This is a genomic window from Pseudonocardia sp. ICBG162 (assembly GCF_020496225.1).
GTDB classification, from domain to species: domain Bacteria; phylum Actinomycetota; class Actinomycetes; order Mycobacteriales; family Pseudonocardiaceae; genus Pseudonocardia; species Pseudonocardia alni.
Map to the genome: position 1 here is coordinate 314661 of NZ_JAHLJD010000017.1, position 17582 is coordinate 332242.

The window sequence follows — 17582 nt, forward strand, 5'->3', positions numbered from 1 at the left end:
CCGGCCGAGTTCGCTCACCCGGTAAGCGGATTCACCCGTCCGGCATGGTGGCACGTCGGCAGTGCGCCGAGCCGCCACCCTCCGGGACAGCTCTCTCCGAACTCGCTTACCTGGTAAGCGAATTCCACGATCCACCCTCACCGACCGGGTAGGCGTGGAGATCGGCCGGACTCACCGGGACCCGGGCGGCGGGCCGCCGGAGCTACCCGAACAGACCCGCTGTCGCCGGAGACAGTTCATGCGGTGAACGGATTCCGGGCGCCACGGCACCGCGGGGCGCCGGACCACCCGCGGGCCGCGCAGGCGCGCAGGGTGCTCGCCGAGGCGGGCCGGGGTGGGCCGGGGTGGGCAGGACAGCGCTGCCGGCGAACCCGGGGCCGGCGGGCCGCGGCGACCGGCTCAGCCGCGCCGCCGCCCCAGCACCGCCGCCGTCGCGACGGCGAGCAGCCCGGCCGCCCCGGCCACCAGCCGGGACAGCCGCGCGACGCGGTGCAGGTCGGCCACCCGGGGCGGGTGCCCGTCGCCGAGCGACGGGCGGTCCTCGGTGCCGTAGGCGTAGACCGTCGGCCCGCCCAGACGCAGCCCGAGCGCGCCGGCGGCGCTCGCCTCGACCGGCCCGGCGTTCGGACTGGGGTGCCCGGCGGCGTCGCGGCGCCAGGCCCGCAGCGCGGTCGCCGGCGAGCCGCCCACCAGCGGCGCGACGGCCACGGTGACCACCGCGGTGACCCGGGCCGGGGCCAGGTTGACCACGTCGTCGAGACGGGCCGAGGCCCACCCGAAGCGGGCGTGCCGGGCCGAGCGGTAGCCGACCATCGCGTCGAGGGTGTTCACCGCGCGGTAGCCCAGCAGCCCCGGGATCCCGGCGACCGCGCCCCACACCAGCGGCCCGACGACGGCGTCGGAGGTGTTCTCGGCCAGCGACTCGGTCCCGGCGCGGGCCATGCCGTCGGCGTCGAGCAGCTCCGGGTCGCGCGCGCACAGGTGCGGGATCCGGGCGCGGGCGGCGGCCAGGTCACCGGCGTCGAGCGACGCGGCCAGCGCGGCGCCCTCCCCCACCAGCGAGGTCCCGCCGAGCACCGCCCAGGTGGCGACGGCGGTCAGCCCGGCCCGCACGACGGGCTCGGCCCGGGCGCCCGCACGCGTCGCACCCGCACGGGTCGCGACCGCCTCGGCGAGCGCCCCCGCCGCGACCGCCGACCCGACCAGGATCGCGGTGTAGGCCACCCCGGGTGCGACGGCGTCGCGGTGCATCCGGCCCTCCAGCCGGGCGGCGAGCGTGCCGAAGCCGGCGACCGGGTGACCCCGGCGCGGGTCGCCGAGCAGTGCGTCGGCGACGATCCCGGCGGCCAGCCCGGCCGCGCGGCCACGTGTTCCCATGCGCCGAACCTAGAGCGGCGCGCGCGCAGGCTGCGGGCAGGCCGGGCAGGATCATGGGCATGCGCACGGACCTCAAGCCGGACGAGATGGGCAGCGGCCCGTTCTACAAGCTCCTGACCAGCGTCGTCGTCCCCCGGCCGATCGCCTGGGTCTCCACCCGCTCGGCCGACGGCGTCGACAACCTCGCCCCGCACTCGTTCTTCACGGTGTCCTGCGTGGACCCGCCCATGATCCAGTTCACGTCGGTCGGGAAGAAGGACTCGCTGCGCAACGTGTCGCAGACCCGCGAGTTCGTCGTCTGCCTGGCGAACGAGCCGATGTTCGAGAAGATCAACGCGACCGGCACCGACTTCCCCGCCGAGATCAGCGAGTTCTCCTCGGTCGGGCTGACGGCCGAGGCGTCGTCGGTCGTCGCCCCGCCGCGGGTCGCGGAGTCACCGGTCGCGCTGGAGTGCCGGCTGCACGCCGCGATCGAGCTCGGCGACAGCACGGTGGTGATCGGCCGGGTCGTGCACGCCGCGATCGAGGAGAGCGTGTTCGTCACCGACGAGCGCGGCAACTCCCTGCCCGACATCCACCGGCTCGCCCCGCTGGCCCGACTGGGCCGCAACGAGTGGTCGCGGATGGGCGAGATCCTCGAGATCACCCGCATCCCCTACCAGCAGTGGCCGGGTCACTTCGGCGACGAGTGACCCGGCCCCCGCCGGGTCAGAGGGTGTACTCGGTGGGCGGCGTCGCGGCCGGGTCGGCGTGGATCTCGCCCTCCCGGCCGCGCAGCTCGACCCGGCGGATCTTGCCGGAGATCGTCTTCGGCAGCTCGAAGAACTCGAGCCTGCGGATCCGCTTGTAGGGCGCGAGGTTGTCGTAGGCGAACTGCAGGATCGCCTTCGCCGTCTCCTCGGTCGGCTCGTGCCCCTTGGCGAGCACCACGTAGGCCTTCGGCACGGCGAGGCGGACCGGGTCCGGGGACGGCACGACCGCGGCCTCGGCGACCGCCGGGTGTTCGATCAGCACGCTCTCCAGCTCGAACGGGCTGATCCGGTAGTCGCTGGCCTTGAACACGTCGTCGGCCCGGCCGACGTAGGTGATGTAGCCCGACTCGTCGCGGGAGCCGACGTCGCCGGTGTGGTAGTACCCGCCGGCCATGGCCTCGGCGTTGCGCTCCGGGTCGTCGGCGTAGCCCACCATCAGCCCGGTCGGGCGGTGGTCGAGGTCCAGGCAGATCTCGCCCTCGTCGGCGACCTTCCCGGTGGCCGGGTCGACCAGCGCGACGACGAACCCGGGGATCGGCCTGCCCATCGAGCCCGGCTTGACCGGCGGTCCGGGCGGGTTGCCGATCTGCACCGAGGACTCGGTCTGGCCGAACCCGTCGCGGATGCGCAGGCCCCACGCCTTCTCGACCTGCTCGATGACCTCGGGGTTGAGCGGCTCCCCCGCCCCGACGACCTTGGACGGCGGCGTCGCCAGCCCGGACAGGTCGGCCTGGATCAGCATGCGCCACACCGTCGGCGGGGCGCAGAAGCTGGTCACGCCGCAGGAGTCCAGGACCGACAGGACGGACTCGGCGTCGAACCGGGCGTAGTTCATGACGAGCACCGTCGCCTCGGCGATCCACGGCGCGAACACGTTCGACCAGGCGTGCTTGGCCCAGCCGGGCGAGGAGATGTTGAGGTGCACGTCGCCGGGCTCGAGGCCGATCCAGTACATCGTCGACAGGTGCCCGACAGGGTAGGACGTGTGGGTGTGCTCCACCAGCTTCGGCTTCGCCGTGGTGCCGGAGGTGAAGTACAGCAGCAGCGTGTCCGACGCCTTCGTGGCGCCGTCCGGGGTGAACTCGGCGGCGGCCGAGTAGGCCTCGCCGGTGTAGTCGCGCCAGCCCGCCACGGCGCCGCGGACGGCGATGCGGGTGTAGTCGCCGTCGACGTCGTCGAACTTGCCGGCGTCGTCCGCCCCGACGACGACGTGCGCCGCCCGCCCGCGGTCCACCCGGTCCTGCAGGTCGGCCGGGGTGAGCAGGGTGGTCGCGGGGATGACGACGGCGCCCAGCTTCATCGCCGCCAGCAGCGTCTCCCACAGCTCCAGCTGGTTGCCGAGCATCAGGATGATCCGGTCGCCCCGGGCGACGCCCTGCGCACGCAGCCAGTTCGCGACCCGGTTGGACCGCTCGGACAGCTCCGCCCACGTCCAGTGCGCCTGCGAGCCGTCCTGTTCGACGATCCACAGCGCCTTCCGCGCGCCCCGCTCGGGGTCGGCGGCGACGACGTCGAAGTGGTCGAGCGCGAAGTTGAACTCCTCGAGCTCCGGCCAGCGGAAGTCGCGGTAGGCCGTGTCGTAGTCCTCGCGGTGGGTCAGCAGGAAGTCGCGGGCGGCGAGGAACTTCTCCGTCGCCGGGCTGCCGGTCGCCATGGGGTGCACCTCGGTGGGCTCGTGCGGGGGGCCCGTGCCCCGGGCCCGTCGTGCGGGGCCGCCCGTGCGGCCGTACCGCGACCCTAGTCACTCCACCGGCGACCCGGCAGTGCGCGACGACCGCCGCCGGCCGGGTACCGACCGTGCGGCGCCGATCACGCGATGGTGGCGGCGAGGTCGCCCCGCCCGGGCGGGCCGGTGATCGTAAGGTGCCCGCGTGACCGTGCCGAACCTGCCGAAGGTGCCGACCCCCGACGTGTCGGTGTCCCGCCTGCGGGTGGGCCGGTACGGGCCGCGGCTGCTGCTGCGCGGCGTGCTCGTGGGGCTGGCGCTGCTGATCCTCGTGCTGCTGCTGGCCGGCTGCGGCAACGGCGAGCTGCCCGCGGCGTGGCGCACCCCGTCGCCGGTCCCGACGACGTCGCCGACCGCCACCCCGACGCCGACCCCGACGCCCACGCCGACGACGACCCCCACCCCGAGCCGCACCGCCGACCCGTCCCGCACGACGGCCGCGCCCGCGCCCGGGCGCGGCGGCACCGACGGCGGCGCCACCGGGCCGGGCCGCACCGGCGCCCCGGGGGCGGCCGCGGCGGCCTCGCCGATGTGGCCCGCGGGCGACGCGGCGACCGCGCGGCGGATGCAGCAGCAGTCCGACACCGGCGGCGACCCGTGGCTGCTCGACCCGGAGGAGGTCACGATCTCCTACGTCGGCAGCGAGCTCGGCTACCGGAACCCGACCGTCACCCGCCTCGGCAACGGCGTGTACGCCGCCACCGACGGCCGGTCGGCGCAGCGCTCGACGATCCGGCTCACCCAGCCGGTCCGCTCCGGCACCGGCGGGATCTGGGTGGTCGACCACGTCGACCGCGGCTGACCACGGACGGTCGGCCCGCACCGGCACCCAGCGTCACCGGTTCCCATACCGGACGGCATCTCTCGCCGGAGCCGGGCTCGCGTTACACCCTTTGCGCGCCTTGGGTACCGTGAGGTGAATGACAGTTGGCGCGAACGGGTGAAACCCGGCGCCGGGTGCAGCGTCCGGGCCCGTTCCGACGATGTTCCGTGTGAGGCCGTCGCGGTACCGCGGCGGTCGGGGGGTCCAGGAGAGGCGGAGCACGATGGCCAGCGAGTCGGTCCAGCAGGACGTCTTCACCGTGTTGCACGGGCAGGCGTCGCCGATCGTGAGCCGCTGGGCGTACCGCGCCTCGGACCCGTTCGCGATCTCGTTCTCGGTGCGCCGGTCCTCCGACCGCTGGATCGAGTGGCTCGTCGCCCGCGACCTCGTGATCGAGGGCCTGACCACGCCCACCGGCATCGGTGACATCCGGATGGCGCCGCGGCGCATCGACGGTTACGACGTCGTCGAGCTGGAGATCCGCTCCGACGGCGGGTCCGCCGTCCTGGAGGTCGACCGCGACCTGCTCGCCCAGTTCGTCGACTCGACGCTGGAGATCGTCGACCTCGGCGAGGAGCACGACCACCTCGACATCGACGGTGCCATCGCCCGGCTGACCGGTAGCGCGGCGGGTCCCACCACCCCCTGAGCACCGGCTCCCACCGACGACGAGGGCCCCGGACCGCACGACGCGGTACCGGGGCCCTCGTGTCCGCCGGGTGTCCCGGCGCTCAGCCGTTCTGCTCGGCCCACTCGGCGTCGGCCGCCGCCTCGTCGGCGTGGTCGGCGTCGCGGGCGAGCTGGTCGCTGACCTCCGGGTCCCCGACCGGGGACTCGTCGACCACCGGCACGATGCCCTCGTCGACGTCGTGCACGGCGGCCTCCTCGGCGCTGGCCGCGCCGCCGTCGATGCCCACGTCGGTCCCGGCGCCGTCGACGGCCGGGTCGCCCGCGGCGGAGTCGGTGGCGGCGGTCAGCCGCCCGGAGCGGCTCGGGTCGCCCTCGGGCAGCTCGTCGGGCAGCTCCCGGGCCAGCCGCGCGTCGTGCGACTCGCCCGCCTCCTGGCCCGCCGCGGTCACCGCGTTGTCCTCGACGCCGTAGGGGCGGTCCGGCGGGACGTAGCCGGAGTCCAGCGGGTCGGTGTCCGACGGACCGGTCAGCGCCTCGTCGGTGTCCAGCTGCATCGCCGACGCCATGTCCGGCGCCTCCGGCTGGAACTCGTTCTCGTCACCTGAAGCGGATGCCATCGGTTGCGGGTCTCCTCGGTGTGGCCGTGTGTCGGGCGGTGTTCGGTATCGACCGTGCGTACCCCGCGTCGCGCCGCGCCATGCGCCGGCGCCCGGACGCTACGGTCGCCGACACCGGACCCGCCGTGGCCGGTTCCCGCGCCGCACCCGTCGTACGAAGGAGCACTCCCCCGTGACCGCCGCCCCGTCCGCCCGTTCCGGTGACAGCACCCGCAGCGCCCTGCTCGCCGCGGCCGCGGACCTGTTCACCGAGCACGGCTACGACCGCACCTCGGTCCGCGCGATCGCCGACCGGGCCGGGGTGAACCAGGCGCTGCTCTTCCGCTACTTCGGCAGCAAGGACGCCCTGTTCGCCCGGGTCGCCGCCGAGCGCGCCCTCGCCGTGCTGCACGACGGCCCGCCCGAGGAGCTCCTGCCCCGCCTGCTCCGGTCGATCCTCGACGGCGGCGACGGGCCCGAGCGCGACCTGTTCGGGCCCGTCGTGCGCTCGGCCGGGACGTCGGAGGCGGCCGCGGCCGTGCGGGTGGAGCTGGCCGGGGCGTTCACCGAGGCGTTCGCGGCGCAGGCCGCCGGCGCCGCCGACCGGGCCGACGCCGAGCTGCGCGCGGAGCTGGTCCTGACCTGGCTGCTCGGGCTGAGCCTGGTCCAGCCGCTGCTGCCCGGGGGCGCGGTCGGGCGGGCCGACCCGGACACGGTGCTGGACCACGTCACGCGTGCCGCCCGCACCCTGCTGGAGGCGCCCGGGCTCAGCCGGTGAGCCGGTCCACCTCGGCGCGGAACCGCTCGCGCTGGGCCGGGGTCTCCCGGGTCCGCGACAGGTAGTGCGCCGGGCGCGGCGTGCGGTCGTGCCAGAACCGGCCGGTCCCGACCGCCGACGACGGCGCGGCCGCGAGCCACACGGCGGTGTCCGCGCCCTGGGCCGGGGTGCGCAGCACGGGGCCGACGACCTTGTCGAACAGCGGCAGCGACCCGGTGACGCCCGGGGTGCGGGCCCATCCGGGGTGCAGTGCGTGCACGGTGACGTGCCGGGGGGCCAGCTCGTCGGCGAGCAGCCCGGTCAGGACGACCTGCATCCGCTTGGTGCGGGCGTAGGCCGCGGTGCCGCCGTAGTCACCGGTGCGGAACTGCAGGTCGTCGTCGCGCAGGGGCTGGGCGTACATGCCGCCCGAGGACATGATGATCACCCGGGAGTCGGCTCCGGACCGCTCGGCGCCGGCCGCGAGGGTGTCGGTGAGCAGCCGGGTCAGCAGCAGCGGTCCGAGGACGTGCACGGCCAGGGTCAGCTCGTTGCCCTCGGAGGTCTCGCTGCGCTCGGGCGGGAGCAGCCCGGCGTTGTGCACCAGCACGTCCAGCGCGTCGACCTCGGAGGCGAACCGGGTCGCGAACGCGCGCACGTCGGCGAGCTCGCCCAGGTCGCAGACCTGCACCGGGAGCCGGTCGCGGGACAGGCCGGGGACCGCGGCCAGGATCCGGTCCTGCGCGGCGACGCCCTTGTCCCGGGAGCGGACGAGCAGGTGCACCGTCGCACCGAGCCGGACGAGCCCGGTCGCGATCGCCTCCCCCCAGCCCGCCGCCCGCACCGGTGACGAGCGCGGTGTGCCCGGTCAGGGCGCCGCGCGGCGGGTCGGCGCGGTCACCGCTCCATCCCGGGCGCCGCAGCAGGTACCCGATCCGTGAGTAGCCGGGGACCAGGGTGCGGTCGAGGACGGTATCCAGAGCGCTGCCGAGCACGGACCGATCCGACCACAGCGCCGCGCCGCCCGCGCGTCGATCAGCCCTGCAGACCCGGACCGGAGATGTAGGGGGTGCCGGGGACGTTCGCCGTCGGGAGCTTCGGGACGGCGTCGGTGACCGGGTCGGCGGTGGAGATCCGCTCCATCGCGCCGCAGCTGGACAGCGAGTACGACAGCGGGTTCACCGGCGGGGCGGTGGCCTTGTCGAAGCCGTGCTCGACCTTGCGGATCGACATGGTGCCGCCGGTCAGCTTGTACATGTTCCCCGACGGGTTGGGCGCCTCCAGGGTGCCGTTGCCGTTCTCGTCGACCTCCCACTCGCCGACGGTCTGGCCACCGGGCAGCGGGTTGGTGCCGTCGAGGATGCAGGGGTTGTTGTTGGTGGCGCTGGAGGTCGCGCCGTAGAAGAACGACACGTAGCGGGCGTCCGGGTCCATGCCGGTCGCGGTGCCGGAGACGGTGTCCTCATCCACAGTGGCGGTCCCGGCCACGCCGTCGGTGTTCTTCGACGCCAGGTCGACCTGCGTGGGCCCGGTGCTCGGGCCGCCGACGACCCCGGCCACGTCCGGCAGGCCGCCGAGACCCGAGTAGTCGGGCAGGCCCGCCGTGCGCGCGACGCCGGACAGGTCCGGCAGCGGGCCGTCCCTGCCGGTCAGCGGGGTGGTGTCGGGCAGGCCCGCGATCTCGTTGAGGCCCTCCAGCGGTCCGCCCGCGGTGAGGCCGGGGACGTCCGGCAGCTCGTCGGTGCTGCCGTCGGTGACGCCGGGGACCGACGGCAGCTCCGGCACGACGTCGCCGAGGCCGGTGAGGGTGTCGGTCGGGCCGGCCAGCGGGCTGTTGCCGGTGTCGGTGCCGACGACGGTGCCCACGGTGCCCACCGCGGTGTCGACCAGCGAGCCGGCCTGCCCGGCGCCGGGCACCGAGGCACTGGCGTCGGACAGGGTCTGCGCCGGGTCGGGCAGCGACGTCAGGGGCTTCGTGGGGGTGTTCAGGTCGACGCCCTTGCCGAGGCCGCCCGTGAGGTCGCCGAGGCCGGGGACCGCGTCGAGCGGACCGGTCGACGGGGCGGCGGAGTCCGTCGTGCCGGACGGGGCGGCGGAGTCCTTCGAGCCGGACGAGCCGGCGGAGGTCCGGTCCGCCCCCTCGGAGTCCTGGTCCGACGTCCCGGAGCCCTTCTCCGACTTCCCGGAGGCCTCACCCGACTTCCCCGAGCCCGTGTCCGACTTCCGGGAGCCCTTGTCCGACGTGTCGCGGCCCGGGCCGCCGTCGGCCGAGGAACCCGAGGAGCCCGATCCCGAGGAGCCCGATCCCAGCACCGAGCCGACGACGTCCGCGCCGGTCACCAGGTCACCCAGGCCCCCGGAGGAGGAGCCCGGGGAGTCCGAGCACGACCCGCCGACCGGGGTGGTGCCGTCCGGGCAGTCCGCCGAGGCACCCGACGAGTCGTCGTCGGAGCCCGTCCCGGCGAACGCCGTCCCGGCCGTCCCCCCGGAGGTCAGCAGCAGCGCGGCGAGCGCGGCGGGGGCGGCGACCCGGCGCGCGGTGCCCGTGGAGGGAGCGGCGTGCCTGCGCCGCCCGCGGAGGGACCGGCCGGCGGCCACCGCCGCGGCGACGCCGGTCGAACGGTGGCCGGTCCGGGTGTGCTTGCCCATCTCGAGCGGTCCTTCCGCCTCGCCGCGGGCGAGGGTGCTGGGGAGCGGTGGAGGACGGCGCGGGCACCGGCGTGGCCGGGGTGCGGGGGCACCCCTGGGGAGCGGCCGGATCGTGCCGGGTCACCCGGCTCGTCCGGTTCGGGACGTTACGAAACGGTGACCCGCCGAGGTTGCTTTCCTGAGAGGGCATCGGCGACCCGGGCGATCACGGGTCGGCCCCGGACGCCGAGTGACGGGTCGGCTGGACCGAACGGCTCAACGATCTACGACGAACACGCTCCGTGCTCTCAGGATCGCGGGAGGCCCCCTCCGTTCAACGAGCGGGCGGCGCCGGAGTGACGGGTCGTCGCAGATCCGCCACCGTTCGTACGTCCCGGCGCGTGGCCGCCACCCGGACGGGGAACTAGCCGAGGCGCTCGCGGACGGCGTCGAGGTTGCGTTCCATCCCGGTCCGCCACTCCCGCAGCCGGCCCTCGACGATCCGCTCCTCCTTGTCCGGCCACCGCTCGATCGCCTGCGTGAGACCCGACGGCCCGGGGCCCATCCGGGCCCACTGGCGCAGCGCGGTGCCGTCGCCGTCGGGGGTGAGCTCGAACCGCCACACGGCGGCCTCCCCGCCCTCGGCGTCGGCCTCGACGGTCCACTCGAACAGCCGACCCGGCTCCCAGCCGGTCACGGTGGACACCGTGCTCCAGCCGCCGCGGGCCTCGTGGTGGTGGTGCCCGCGCAGCTTCGCCCCGGGGCCCGGGACGTCGCCGTCGAGCCACTCGGCGCGCTGCATCTCGGTCGACACCCGGGCCAGGAACTCCGGGTCGGTCACCAGCTCCCACACCGCCTCGGGCGGTGCGCCGACCCGGGCGGTGGCCTCGGTGGTGGGTCCGTCGGCGTAGCGCATGCGACCTCCTCGTCGTCGGGCCGCGGCGGGTCAGCGCTCGTCGGCACCCCGGCGCAGCAGGTAGGTGTCCATGATCCACCCCTTGTTCTCCCGGGCCTCGGCCCGGACCTTCAGGATCTCCTCGGTCACCTCGACGAGCGGCCCGGCGACGAGCAGCTCGTCGGGCGTGCCCAGGTAGGCGCCCCAGTAGATGTGCAGCTCACGGCGCTGCTCGTCGGGCAGCGTGGCGAAGGCGGTGCGGCCGTCGAGCATCACGACGACGTCGTCGACGTCGGTGGGCATCCCCTCGGCGATCCGGCGCCCGGTGGTGATCAGGACGGGGCGCCCGACCCGGTTGAGGATCAGCCGGTGGGCGGCGGCGAGGGCGGCGACGCTGGAGATCCCGGCGACCGACTCGACCGACCACTGCTCCCCCGCGCCGTCGAGGACCCGGTCGAGCAGGCGCAGCGTCCCGTCGTAGAGCGAGGGGTCGCCCCAGACCAGGAAGGCGCCGGTCTGCCCGTCGGCCAGCTCGGCGTCGAGCATCTCGCGGTAGAGCCGGGCACGGCGGTCCTGCCAGTCGACGACGACGTCGCGGTAGCGCTCGTCGTCGCGCTCGACCTCGGTGCCGCGGTCCCGGCCCACCTCGGGCGCGGTGACCAGCCGGTACCCGCCGTCCGGGCGGTGCCGCCGCAGGAGCTCGGTGCGCATGGCCAGCAGGTCGTCCTGCGACCCCCCGCCGTCGAGCCCCTTGTCGATGACGAAGACGACGTCGGCCCGTTGCAGGGCGCGGACCGCCTGGAGGGTGAGGTGGTCGGGGTCACCGGCCCCGATCCCGATCACGAGAACCGTGCGCACCGGAGTGACCGTAATGGACCCCGGGTGCTCCCCGGCACTCCCCCGATCGGCAGGTGTCCCCCGCCCGATGTCGCCCGATGCGCGCAGCGTCCGACCCCGTCACGCGACGTCGTCACTCGGTAGTGTCATGGTGACCGGCGAGCCCCGACCGGGTCACCGGCCGACCGCCGACGACCGACCCCGCAGCGCCACCCCGGGAGGCCACGTCACCGTGCCCACCAGCGAGAGCAGCAGCAGGACCCTGACGATCGGACACCTCGTCGAGTCGCTCGACGACCGCGGCGTCGCCGCCGCGCTCGGTGACCTCGCCGCCGCGGCCCCGGACGCCGGGTTCCGGGTGGTGGTCGTCGCGCTGGCCCCGTCCGGGCACTCCGACGTCGCCGAACGCATGGCCCGCGCCGGGGCGCCACCGGTCGAGCTGAACGTCGCGCCGTGGGATCCGCGTGCCGTGGTGAAGGTGCTCGCCGCGTTCCGGGAGCACGGTGTGGACCTGGTGCACACCCACGGCGCCCGGCCCGACGTCGTGGGCTCGGCCGCCGCGGCCCGGCTGCGGGTGCCCGCGGTGTCCACGCTGCACCACATCCACGAGCACCCCGCCGACCGCGGCGACCAGCTCCGGCGGACCGCGAAGACGTTGGCGCGCAAACGGTTCATGACCCGCACGATCGCGACGTCGGCCCTGCAGCGCGACTGGTACCGCCGCGCCGCCGGGTCCACCGAGGGCCTGTCGGTGATCCCGGACGGCGCCGCCGACCCGGGCGAGGGCACACCCGAGGAGCGCGAGCGCCTGCGGCGCGGGCTCGGCGTGGACGACCACGAGGTCGTCGCCGTCTCGGTCGCGCCGATGCGCCGCGGCCAGGGGCAGGACATGCTGCTCGACGCCGTCGCCGGGATCGGTCCGGACGAGCCGCTCACCGTGGTGCTCGGCGGCGACGGGCCGCTGCGGCCGTGGCTGGAGTCGCGCGTCGCCGCCGACGAGGCCCTGTCCGGCCGGGTGGCGTTCCGCCGCAGCACCGACCCGGTCGCGCTGCTCCGCGCCGCCGACGTGCAGCTGCACACGACCCGGCACGACACGATGCCCCGCATGCTGCTGCTCGGCCACGGCACCGGGACCCCGGCGGTCGCGACGCGGGTCGGCGGGATCCCGGAGATCGTGACCCGCGAGACCGGCCTGCTCGCCCCGGCCGACTCCACCCGGATCGCCGACGAGCTGGTGCGGCTCACCCGCGACGCCGAGCTGCGCGCCCGGCTCGGGGCCGGGGCCCGGCGGCGGTTCCTCGACCGGTTCGCGGCGGCGCCCTGGGCGGCCCGGCTCGGCGACGTCTACCGCAGCGCGGCCGGGGTGGCGGGCGCACCCGCTCCCGCCGAGCTGGACACGCCGGAGCCGGTGGGCCGGGGCTGAGCCGGGCCGGCTGCGGCGGTCCCCGCCGGCCCGGCTCAGTGCGGGACGGGCGCGGGCCGGTCGGCGACCGGGTTCTCCAGGGTCCCGACGCCGTCGATCGCGACGGTGACCCGGTCCCCCGCGGTCATCGGCCCGACCCCGCCGGGGCTGCCGGTGAGCACGACGTCGCCGGGCTGCAGCGTGATCCAGCGGGTCACGTGGGCGAGGATCCGCGCCACGTCGAAGATCATCGCCCCGGTGTCTGACTCCTGGACGGTGCGGCCGTTCAGCGTGGTCCGCAGCCCCCACGGCCCCGCGCCCGGCTCGGTCTCGATCCACGGCCCGAGCGGGCAGAAGGTGTCCGCGCTCTTCGCCCGCGCCCACTGCCCGTCGGCGCGGTAGTCGTGCGCGGTGACGTCGTTGGCGCAGGTCAGGCCGAGCACGTGCGACCAGGCGGTGCGTTCGTCCAGGTCACGGGCCCGGCGACCGATCACCACCGCGAGCTCGCCCTCGTACTCCAGCCGCTCCACCCCGGCCGGGCGCAGCACCGGCTCCCCCGGCCCGACGACGGCGTTGGGCGCCTTGAGGAACAGCGCGGGCCGCTCCGGGCGGGGGCGTCCCTTCTCGGCGAGCTGGCAGGGGTAGTTGCTCCCGACGCACACGATGGTGCGGGGGTCGCAGGGGGCGAGCAGGACGACCTCGGCGAGCCGCCCGGCGACCGCCCCCGGCCCGGACGGGCCCAGCTCGCGGACGACGTCGCCGTCGCCGCCGGTCTCGACCCGCCCCGTGCGGGGGCCGTGGCCGGAGTCGTAGCGGACCAGTCGCATCCGCTCACACCGTCCCGGCCGGGCCGAGTGCCTCGCGCACCAGCTCCAGCGGGTGCCAGGCGGTGCGCCCGGCGCCGTGGAAGATCTGCTGGCGGCAGGAGACACCGGTCGCGGCGACCAGGGTGTCGGCGGGCTCGGCGTCGATCGCCGGGAGCAGCCGGTCCCGCCCGACCTCCATCGAGGTCGCGTAGTGCTCGGCCTCGAAGCCGAACGAGCCCGCCATCCCGCAGCAGCCGGAGTCGATCTCGGAGACCTCCAGCCCGGGGATGCGGCGCAGCAGCGCGAGCGTCGCCGCGGTCCCGACCTCGGCCTTCTGGTGGCAGTGCCCGTGGTAGACCACGCGCCGCCCGCTCAGCGCCGACCGCTCCGGCAGGACCAGACGGCCCTCGTCGAGCGCCTCGACGAGCAGCTCCTCGACCTGACGGACCCGCTCGCCCACCGACCGGGCCTCGGCGCTGTCCGGGAGCAGGGCGAGGGTCTCGTCGCGCAGGGTGAACACGCACGACGGCTCGCAGCCGACGATCGGCGCGTCGGCCGGGGTGTCCCGGGCGAGCGAGGTGACCAGGCCGGTCGCCTTGCGGCGGGCGTCGTCGAGCAGTCCCTTGGACAGGCTGGACCGGCCGCAGCAGCCGCCGCCGGCCAGCTCGACCCGCCACCCGGCCCGCTCCAGCAGACCGATCGCGGCCCGCCCGATGTGCGGCTCGGTGAAGGTGGTGAACGAGTCGGCCAGCCACACGACGGTCCCGGCCGGTGCCCCGGCCCGCGCGGGGTCACGGCGCCGGTACCACCGCATCAGGTTGTCCCGGTCGAAGCGCGGCAGCGGGCGGCGCGCGGTGATCCCGACGGTCCGTTCGGCGAGCCGGCGCAGCACCCCGACCCGGCCGGGCAGGTTGGACAGCGGCGCGGTCGCCGACCCGAGCCGGTTCAGCGTGCGGATGGCGCCGAACAGCCGCGAGCGCAGCGGCGTGCCGTGCACCGCGTGCTGCTGGTGGAGCGCCTCGGCCTTGAGCGAGGCCATGTCCACGCCCATCGGGCACTCGCTCTTGCAGGCCTTGCACATGAGGCACAGGTCGAGGATCTCGTGCAGCCGCCCGTCGGCGAGCCCGGCGGCCGGGTCCGGTTCGGACAGCGCCTTGACCAGCGCGTTCGCCCGGCCGCGCGTGGAGTGCTCCTCCTCGAGGGTGACCTGGTAGGACGGGCACATCACCCCGGCCGTGGTCTTGCGGCACAGGCCGATGTTCATGCAGCGGTCGGCGGCGTCGCGCATCCCGGTGGCGCCGGGGCCGCCGATCACCTCGAACGACAGCGCCGTGGTCAGCCGCGGGGCGGGCGCCAGCGCGTCGCGGTCGCGCAGGTTCTCGGTCATCGACGGGGCGTCGACGATCTTGCCGGGGTTCATGACGTTCCCCGGGTCGAACAGGGCCTTCACCCGGCGCATCGCCTCGTACAGCTCGTCGCCGAAGATCTCGCGGTTGAACTCCGAGCGCGCCAGGCCGTCGCCGTGCTCGGAGGAGTTCACGCCGCCGTACTCGGCGACCAGGTCCTTGATCCGCTCCGCTACCCGGCGCATCGTGGCGACCTGGGCCGGGTCGGTGAGGTCGACGAACGGGCGGATGTGCAGGCAACCGACCGAGCAGTGGCCGTAGAACCCCGCCTCGAGGCGGTTCTCGTCGAGGATCTCCTTGAACCGCGCGGTGTACTCGGCCAGGTGCTCGGGAGCCACCGCGGTGTCCTCGACGAAGGCCAGCGGGCGCCGGGTGCCCTCCCCCGCCGCCATGAGCAGCCCGAGGCTGGACTTGCGGACCTTGAGCAGCGCGGCCTGCTCGGCGGGGGTGACCAGCTCCAGGGTGTGGTAGCCGTGGCCGTGGCGCTCCCAGAGCGCGGCCAGCGCGCGCAGCTTCGCCACCAGCCCGGCCTCGTCGTCGCCGGAGAACGAGACGAACAGCAGCGCGGCCGGGTCGCCGACGAGGTGGTTGCCCAGGTCGGCGTACTCGATCTTGCGGCGGGACAGGTCGAGGATGGTCTTGTCCATCATCTCGACCTGGTGCGGATCGCAGCTCAGCGCGTCGGCGGTGGCGGAGATGGCGCCGTGCACGGTGTCGAAGTGGCCGACGGCGTAGACCGTCCGCGCGGGCTTGGGCACCAGGTCGACGACGGCGCGGGTCGCCAGCACCAGCGTGCCCTCGGCGCCGACGACGAACTTCGCCAGGTCGAACGTCCCGGACTCCGCGAAGCCCGCGAGCCGGTCCAGCCGGTAGCCGCAGGCCCGGCGCCAGAAGAGCGGCATGCCCGCGGCGATCGCGTCCTCGTTCTCGGTGACCAGCGCGGGGAGCTCGCGGTAGAGGGCGCCCTCCAGGGTGTCCGCGGCGGCGCGACGGCGGCGCTCGTCGGCGTCGACGGGTTCCAGCCGGGCGGTGGAGCCGTCGGACAGCACGACGTCGAGCGCGCGGACGTGGTCGATCGTCATCCCGAAGGTCAGCGACCCGCTGCCCGCGGAGTTGTTGCCGATCATCCCGCCGATCGTGGCCCGGTTGCTCGTGGAGGTGTCCGGGCCGAACATCAGCCCGTGCGCCGCCGCGGCCCGGTTGAGCTGGTCCTGCACCACCCCCGCCTCGACGACGGCGGTGCGCGCCACCGGGTCGAGCTCGACGATCCGGTTGAGGTGCCGGGACAGGTCGAGCACGAGCCCCGGTCCGACGGTCTGGCCGGCCAGGCTGGTGCCGGCACCGCGCGGGACGACCGGCACGCCGAACTCGGCCGCGGTGCGCACGGCCGCGGCCACGTCGTCGTGGGTACGGGGGAAGACCACTCCGAGCGGGGTGATCGCGTACATGCTCGCGTCGCGGGAGAACAGGTGGCGGCTGTAGTCGTCGAAGGCGACCTCGCCGGTCACCCGCGACCGGAGCGTCTCCTCCAGACCCGGGACGGCGGTGATGGCGGTGGCGGGACGGGTCAGCTCGGCGGTCATGGGGTGGCGTCCTCTCGCGACGGTGCGGGGGCGGTCGGGGCGGGTCAGTCGGTCTGCAGCCGCTCCAGCGCCGCGTCGAGGCCGGAGCCCGCGACCGGCACCCCGGCGAGACCGAGGCCCATCTGGACACCGGCGAGGGTCCCGGCCAGCGTGAGGTCGTTGAACGCACCGAGGTGGCCGATCCGGAAGATCCGCCCGGCGAGGCGGCCGAGACCGGCGCCCAGCGACATGTCGAAGCGGTCGAGGATCACCGCGCGGACCTTGTCGGCGTCGACGTCGTCGGGGACGAGCACGGCGGTGAGCGCGCTGGAGTACTCGCGCTCGTCGAGGGCCAGCACCTCCAGGCCCCACGCCCGCACCGCGGCCCGGGTGGCCTCGGCGTGGCGGGTGTGGCGGGCGAAGACGTTCTCCAGCCCCTCGTCGTGGAGCAGGCGCAGTGCCTCCTTCAGCCCGTACATGAGGTTGGTGTTCGGGGTGTAGGGGAAGAAGCCGCGCTCGTTGGCCGCGAGCATCGGGCCCCAGTCCCAGAAGGTGCGCGGCATCGTCGCGGTGCGGGAGCGCTCCAGGGCCTTGGCGCTGATCGCGTTGAAGCTCATCCCCGGCGGCAGCATCAGCCCCTTCTGCGAGCCGGCGACGGTCACGTCGACGCCCCACTCGTCGTGCCGGTAGTCGATGGAGCCGAGCGAGGAGATGGTGTCGACCAGCAGCAGGGCCGGGTGGTCGGCGGCGTCCATCGCGGCGCGGATCTCGACGATCCGGCTGGTGACACCGGTCGAGGTCTCGTTGTGCACCACGCAGACCGCGGCGATCCGGCGGCCGGTGTCGGCGGCGAGCCGCTCGGCGACGACGGCGGGGTCCGCCCCGTGCCGCCAGTCGCCGGGCACGAGGTCCACCCGGAGCCCGAGCCGGCCCGCCATCTCCTGCCACAGCGTGGCGAAGTGCCCGGTCTCGAAGCACAGCACCGTCTCCCCCGGGTTCAGGGTGTTGACCAGGGCCGCCTCCCACGCGCCGGTGCCGGTGGCCGGGTACATCACGACCGGGCCGGTGGTGCCGAAGACCGGGCGGACGTCGCGCAGCAGCTCCGTCCCCAGCGCCTGGAAGTCCGGGCCGCGGTGGTCGATCGTCGCGGCCGACATGGCGCGCAGCACCGAGTCCGGCACGTTCGTCGGGCCGGGGATCTGCAGGAAGTGCCGACCGGCTGCGTACGTCATGAGTTCCTCCACGCTCGGTGACCGATGGTTCCGGATGGCGGAATCCGGGTCTCGCGCTGATGACGGTATACCGTCCACAGTCTGCCGTCGAGAGGGTGCTGCAGGGCCTTCCCACACCCCGGCGGGCGGCATCGACGCCGCTTGACGGGCGTG

General features: G+C 75.1%; 15 protein-coding genes. 5 read left to right on the plus strand and 10 right to left on the minus strand.

The features are described 5' to 3' along the window. Positions 1-399: 399 nt before the first annotated feature. Positions 400-1377, minus strand: coding sequence for a cobalamin biosynthesis protein (locus KPL60_RS15575; protein ID WP_226366271.1), 978 nt, complete (start codon positions 1375-1377; stop codon positions 400-402). Between the two features lie 59 nt (positions 1378-1436). Here KPL60_RS15575 and KPL60_RS15580 point away from each other — a divergent pair, with 59 nt between their 5' ends. Beyond that, positions 1437-2069 (plus strand): flavin reductase family protein, encoded by a 633-nt coding sequence (locus KPL60_RS15580; protein ID WP_226366272.1) that lies wholly within the window; start codon positions 1437-1439, stop codon positions 2067-2069. Between the two features lie 16 nt (positions 2070-2085). Here KPL60_RS15580 and KPL60_RS15585 read toward each other — a convergent pair whose 3' ends face one another. Beyond that, positions 2086-3783: an AMP-binding protein gene (locus KPL60_RS15585; protein WP_226366273.1), complete on the minus strand. Its 1698-nt coding sequence runs from the start codon at positions 3781-3783 to the stop codon at positions 2086-2088. Positions 3784-4000: 217 nt separating this feature from the next. On the opposite strand from KPL60_RS15585, the gene KPL60_RS15590 reads away from it, so the two are divergent. Then, the gene (locus tag KPL60_RS15590; RefSeq protein WP_226366274.1) at positions 4001-4657 is read left to right on the plus strand and encodes a hypothetical protein; all 657 of its coding nucleotides are present in this window, start codon (positions 4001-4003) and stop codon (positions 4655-4657) included. A 244-nt stretch (positions 4658-4901) separates the two neighbouring features. Then, positions 4902-5327 carry an SsgA family sporulation/cell division regulator gene (locus KPL60_RS15595; RefSeq protein WP_226357858.1) on the plus strand — a complete coding sequence of 142 codons (426 nt, stop codon included), beginning with the start codon at positions 4902-4904 and terminating at the stop codon, positions 5325-5327. 82 nt (positions 5328-5409) lie between these two features. Here the strand turns inward: KPL60_RS15595 and KPL60_RS15600 are convergent, their stop codons facing one another. Beyond that, positions 5410-5925, minus strand: a complete 516-nt coding sequence (locus tag KPL60_RS15600) for a DUF5709 domain-containing protein (protein ID WP_226366275.1) — start codon at positions 5923-5925, stop codon at positions 5410-5412. Between the two features lie 172 nt (positions 5926-6097). Here KPL60_RS15600 and KPL60_RS15605 point away from each other — a divergent pair, with 172 nt between their 5' ends. Next, on the plus strand, positions 6098-6682 hold the full coding sequence (locus KPL60_RS15605) for a TetR/AcrR family transcriptional regulator (RefSeq protein ID WP_226366276.1): 585 nt from the start codon (positions 6098-6100) through the stop codon (positions 6680-6682). Here the strand turns inward: KPL60_RS15605 and KPL60_RS15610 are convergent. The 4 genes from KPL60_RS15610 to cobF all read right to left on the minus strand — a co-directional run bounded on the left by KPL60_RS15610 (position 6672) and on the right by cobF (position 11042). Further along, a complete protein-coding gene (locus KPL60_RS15610) occupies positions 6672-7505 on the minus strand; it encodes an SDR family NAD(P)-dependent oxidoreductase (protein ID WP_226366277.1) in 834 nt (277 codons plus the stop codon). The two genes, KPL60_RS15605 and KPL60_RS15610, sit on opposite strands and share 11 nt — an antisense overlap. Before the next feature lie 191 nt (positions 7506-7696). Then, the gene (locus KPL60_RS15615; RefSeq protein ID WP_226366278.1) at positions 7697-9310 is read right to left on the minus strand and encodes a hypothetical protein; all 1614 of its coding nucleotides are present in this window, start codon (positions 9308-9310) and stop codon (positions 7697-7699) included. 403 nt (positions 9311-9713) lie between these two features. Then, positions 9714-10205, minus strand: coding sequence for an SRPBCC family protein (locus KPL60_RS15620; protein ID WP_226366279.1), 492 nt, complete (start codon positions 10203-10205; stop codon positions 9714-9716). 30 nt (positions 10206-10235) lie between these two features. Further along, positions 10236-11042, minus strand: coding sequence for a precorrin-6A synthase (deacetylating) (cobF, locus tag KPL60_RS15625; RefSeq protein WP_226366280.1), 807 nt, complete (start codon positions 11040-11042; stop codon positions 10236-10238). 211 nt (positions 11043-11253) lie between these two features. Between cobF and KPL60_RS15630 the strand changes: the two genes are divergently transcribed. After that, positions 11254-12444, plus strand: coding sequence for a glycosyltransferase family 4 protein (locus KPL60_RS15630; RefSeq protein WP_226366281.1), 1191 nt, complete (start codon positions 11254-11256; stop codon positions 12442-12444). 35 nt (positions 12445-12479) lie between these two features. On the opposite strand, the gene KPL60_RS15635 is transcribed toward KPL60_RS15630, so the two are convergent. The 3 genes from KPL60_RS15635 to KPL60_RS15645 are packed head-to-tail and all read right to left on the minus strand — an operon-like array spanning position 12480 to position 17429. After that, positions 12480-13250: a fumarylacetoacetate hydrolase family protein gene (locus KPL60_RS15635; RefSeq protein WP_226366282.1), complete on the minus strand. Its 771-nt coding sequence runs from the start codon at positions 13248-13250 to the stop codon at positions 12480-12482. Positions 13251-13254: 4 nt separating this feature from the next. Next, positions 13255-16218 (minus strand): FAD-binding and (Fe-S)-binding domain-containing protein, encoded by a 2964-nt coding sequence (locus KPL60_RS15640; protein WP_226366283.1) that lies wholly within the window; start codon positions 16216-16218, stop codon positions 13255-13257. 44 nt (positions 16219-16262) lie between these two features. Then, positions 16263-17429 (minus strand): alanine--glyoxylate aminotransferase family protein, encoded by a 1167-nt coding sequence (locus KPL60_RS15645; protein WP_226357868.1) that lies wholly within the window; start codon positions 17427-17429, stop codon positions 16263-16265. Positions 17430-17582 lie beyond the last annotated feature (153 nt).

Coding starts and splice junctions, on each gene's coding strand:
- KPL60_RS15575 (WP_226366271.1), bottom strand. CDS start 1,377: ATGGGAACACGTGGCCGCGCGGCCGGGCTGGCCGCCGGGATCGTCGCC.
- KPL60_RS15580 (WP_226366272.1), top strand. CDS start 1,437: ATGCGCACGGACCTCAAGCCGGACGAGATGGGCAGCGGCCCGTTCTAC.
- KPL60_RS15585 (WP_226366273.1), bottom strand. CDS start 3,783: ATGGCGACCGGCAGCCCGGCGACGGAGAAGTTCCTCGCCGCCCGCGAC.
- KPL60_RS15595 (WP_226357858.1), top strand. CDS start 4,902: ATGGCCAGCGAGTCGGTCCAGCAGGACGTCTTCACCGTGTTGCACGGG.
- KPL60_RS15600 (WP_226366275.1), bottom strand. CDS start 5,925: ATGGCATCCGCTTCAGGTGACGAGAACGAGTTCCAGCCGGAGGCGCCG.
- KPL60_RS15615 (WP_226366278.1), bottom strand. CDS start 9,310: ATGGGCAAGCACACCCGGACCGGCCACCGTTCGACCGGCGTCGCCGCG.
- KPL60_RS15620 (WP_226366279.1), bottom strand. CDS start 10,205: ATGCGCTACGCCGACGGACCCACCACCGAGGCCACCGCCCGGGTCGGC.
- KPL60_RS15635 (WP_226366282.1), bottom strand. CDS start 13,250: ATGCGACTGGTCCGCTACGACTCCGGCCACGGCCCCCGCACGGGGCGG.
- KPL60_RS15640 (WP_226366283.1), bottom strand. CDS start 16,218: ATGACCGCCGAGCTGACCCGTCCCGCCACCGCCATCACCGCCGTCCCG.
- KPL60_RS15645 (WP_226357868.1), bottom strand. CDS start 17,429: ATGACGTACGCAGCCGGTCGGCACTTCCTGCAGATCCCCGGCCCGACG.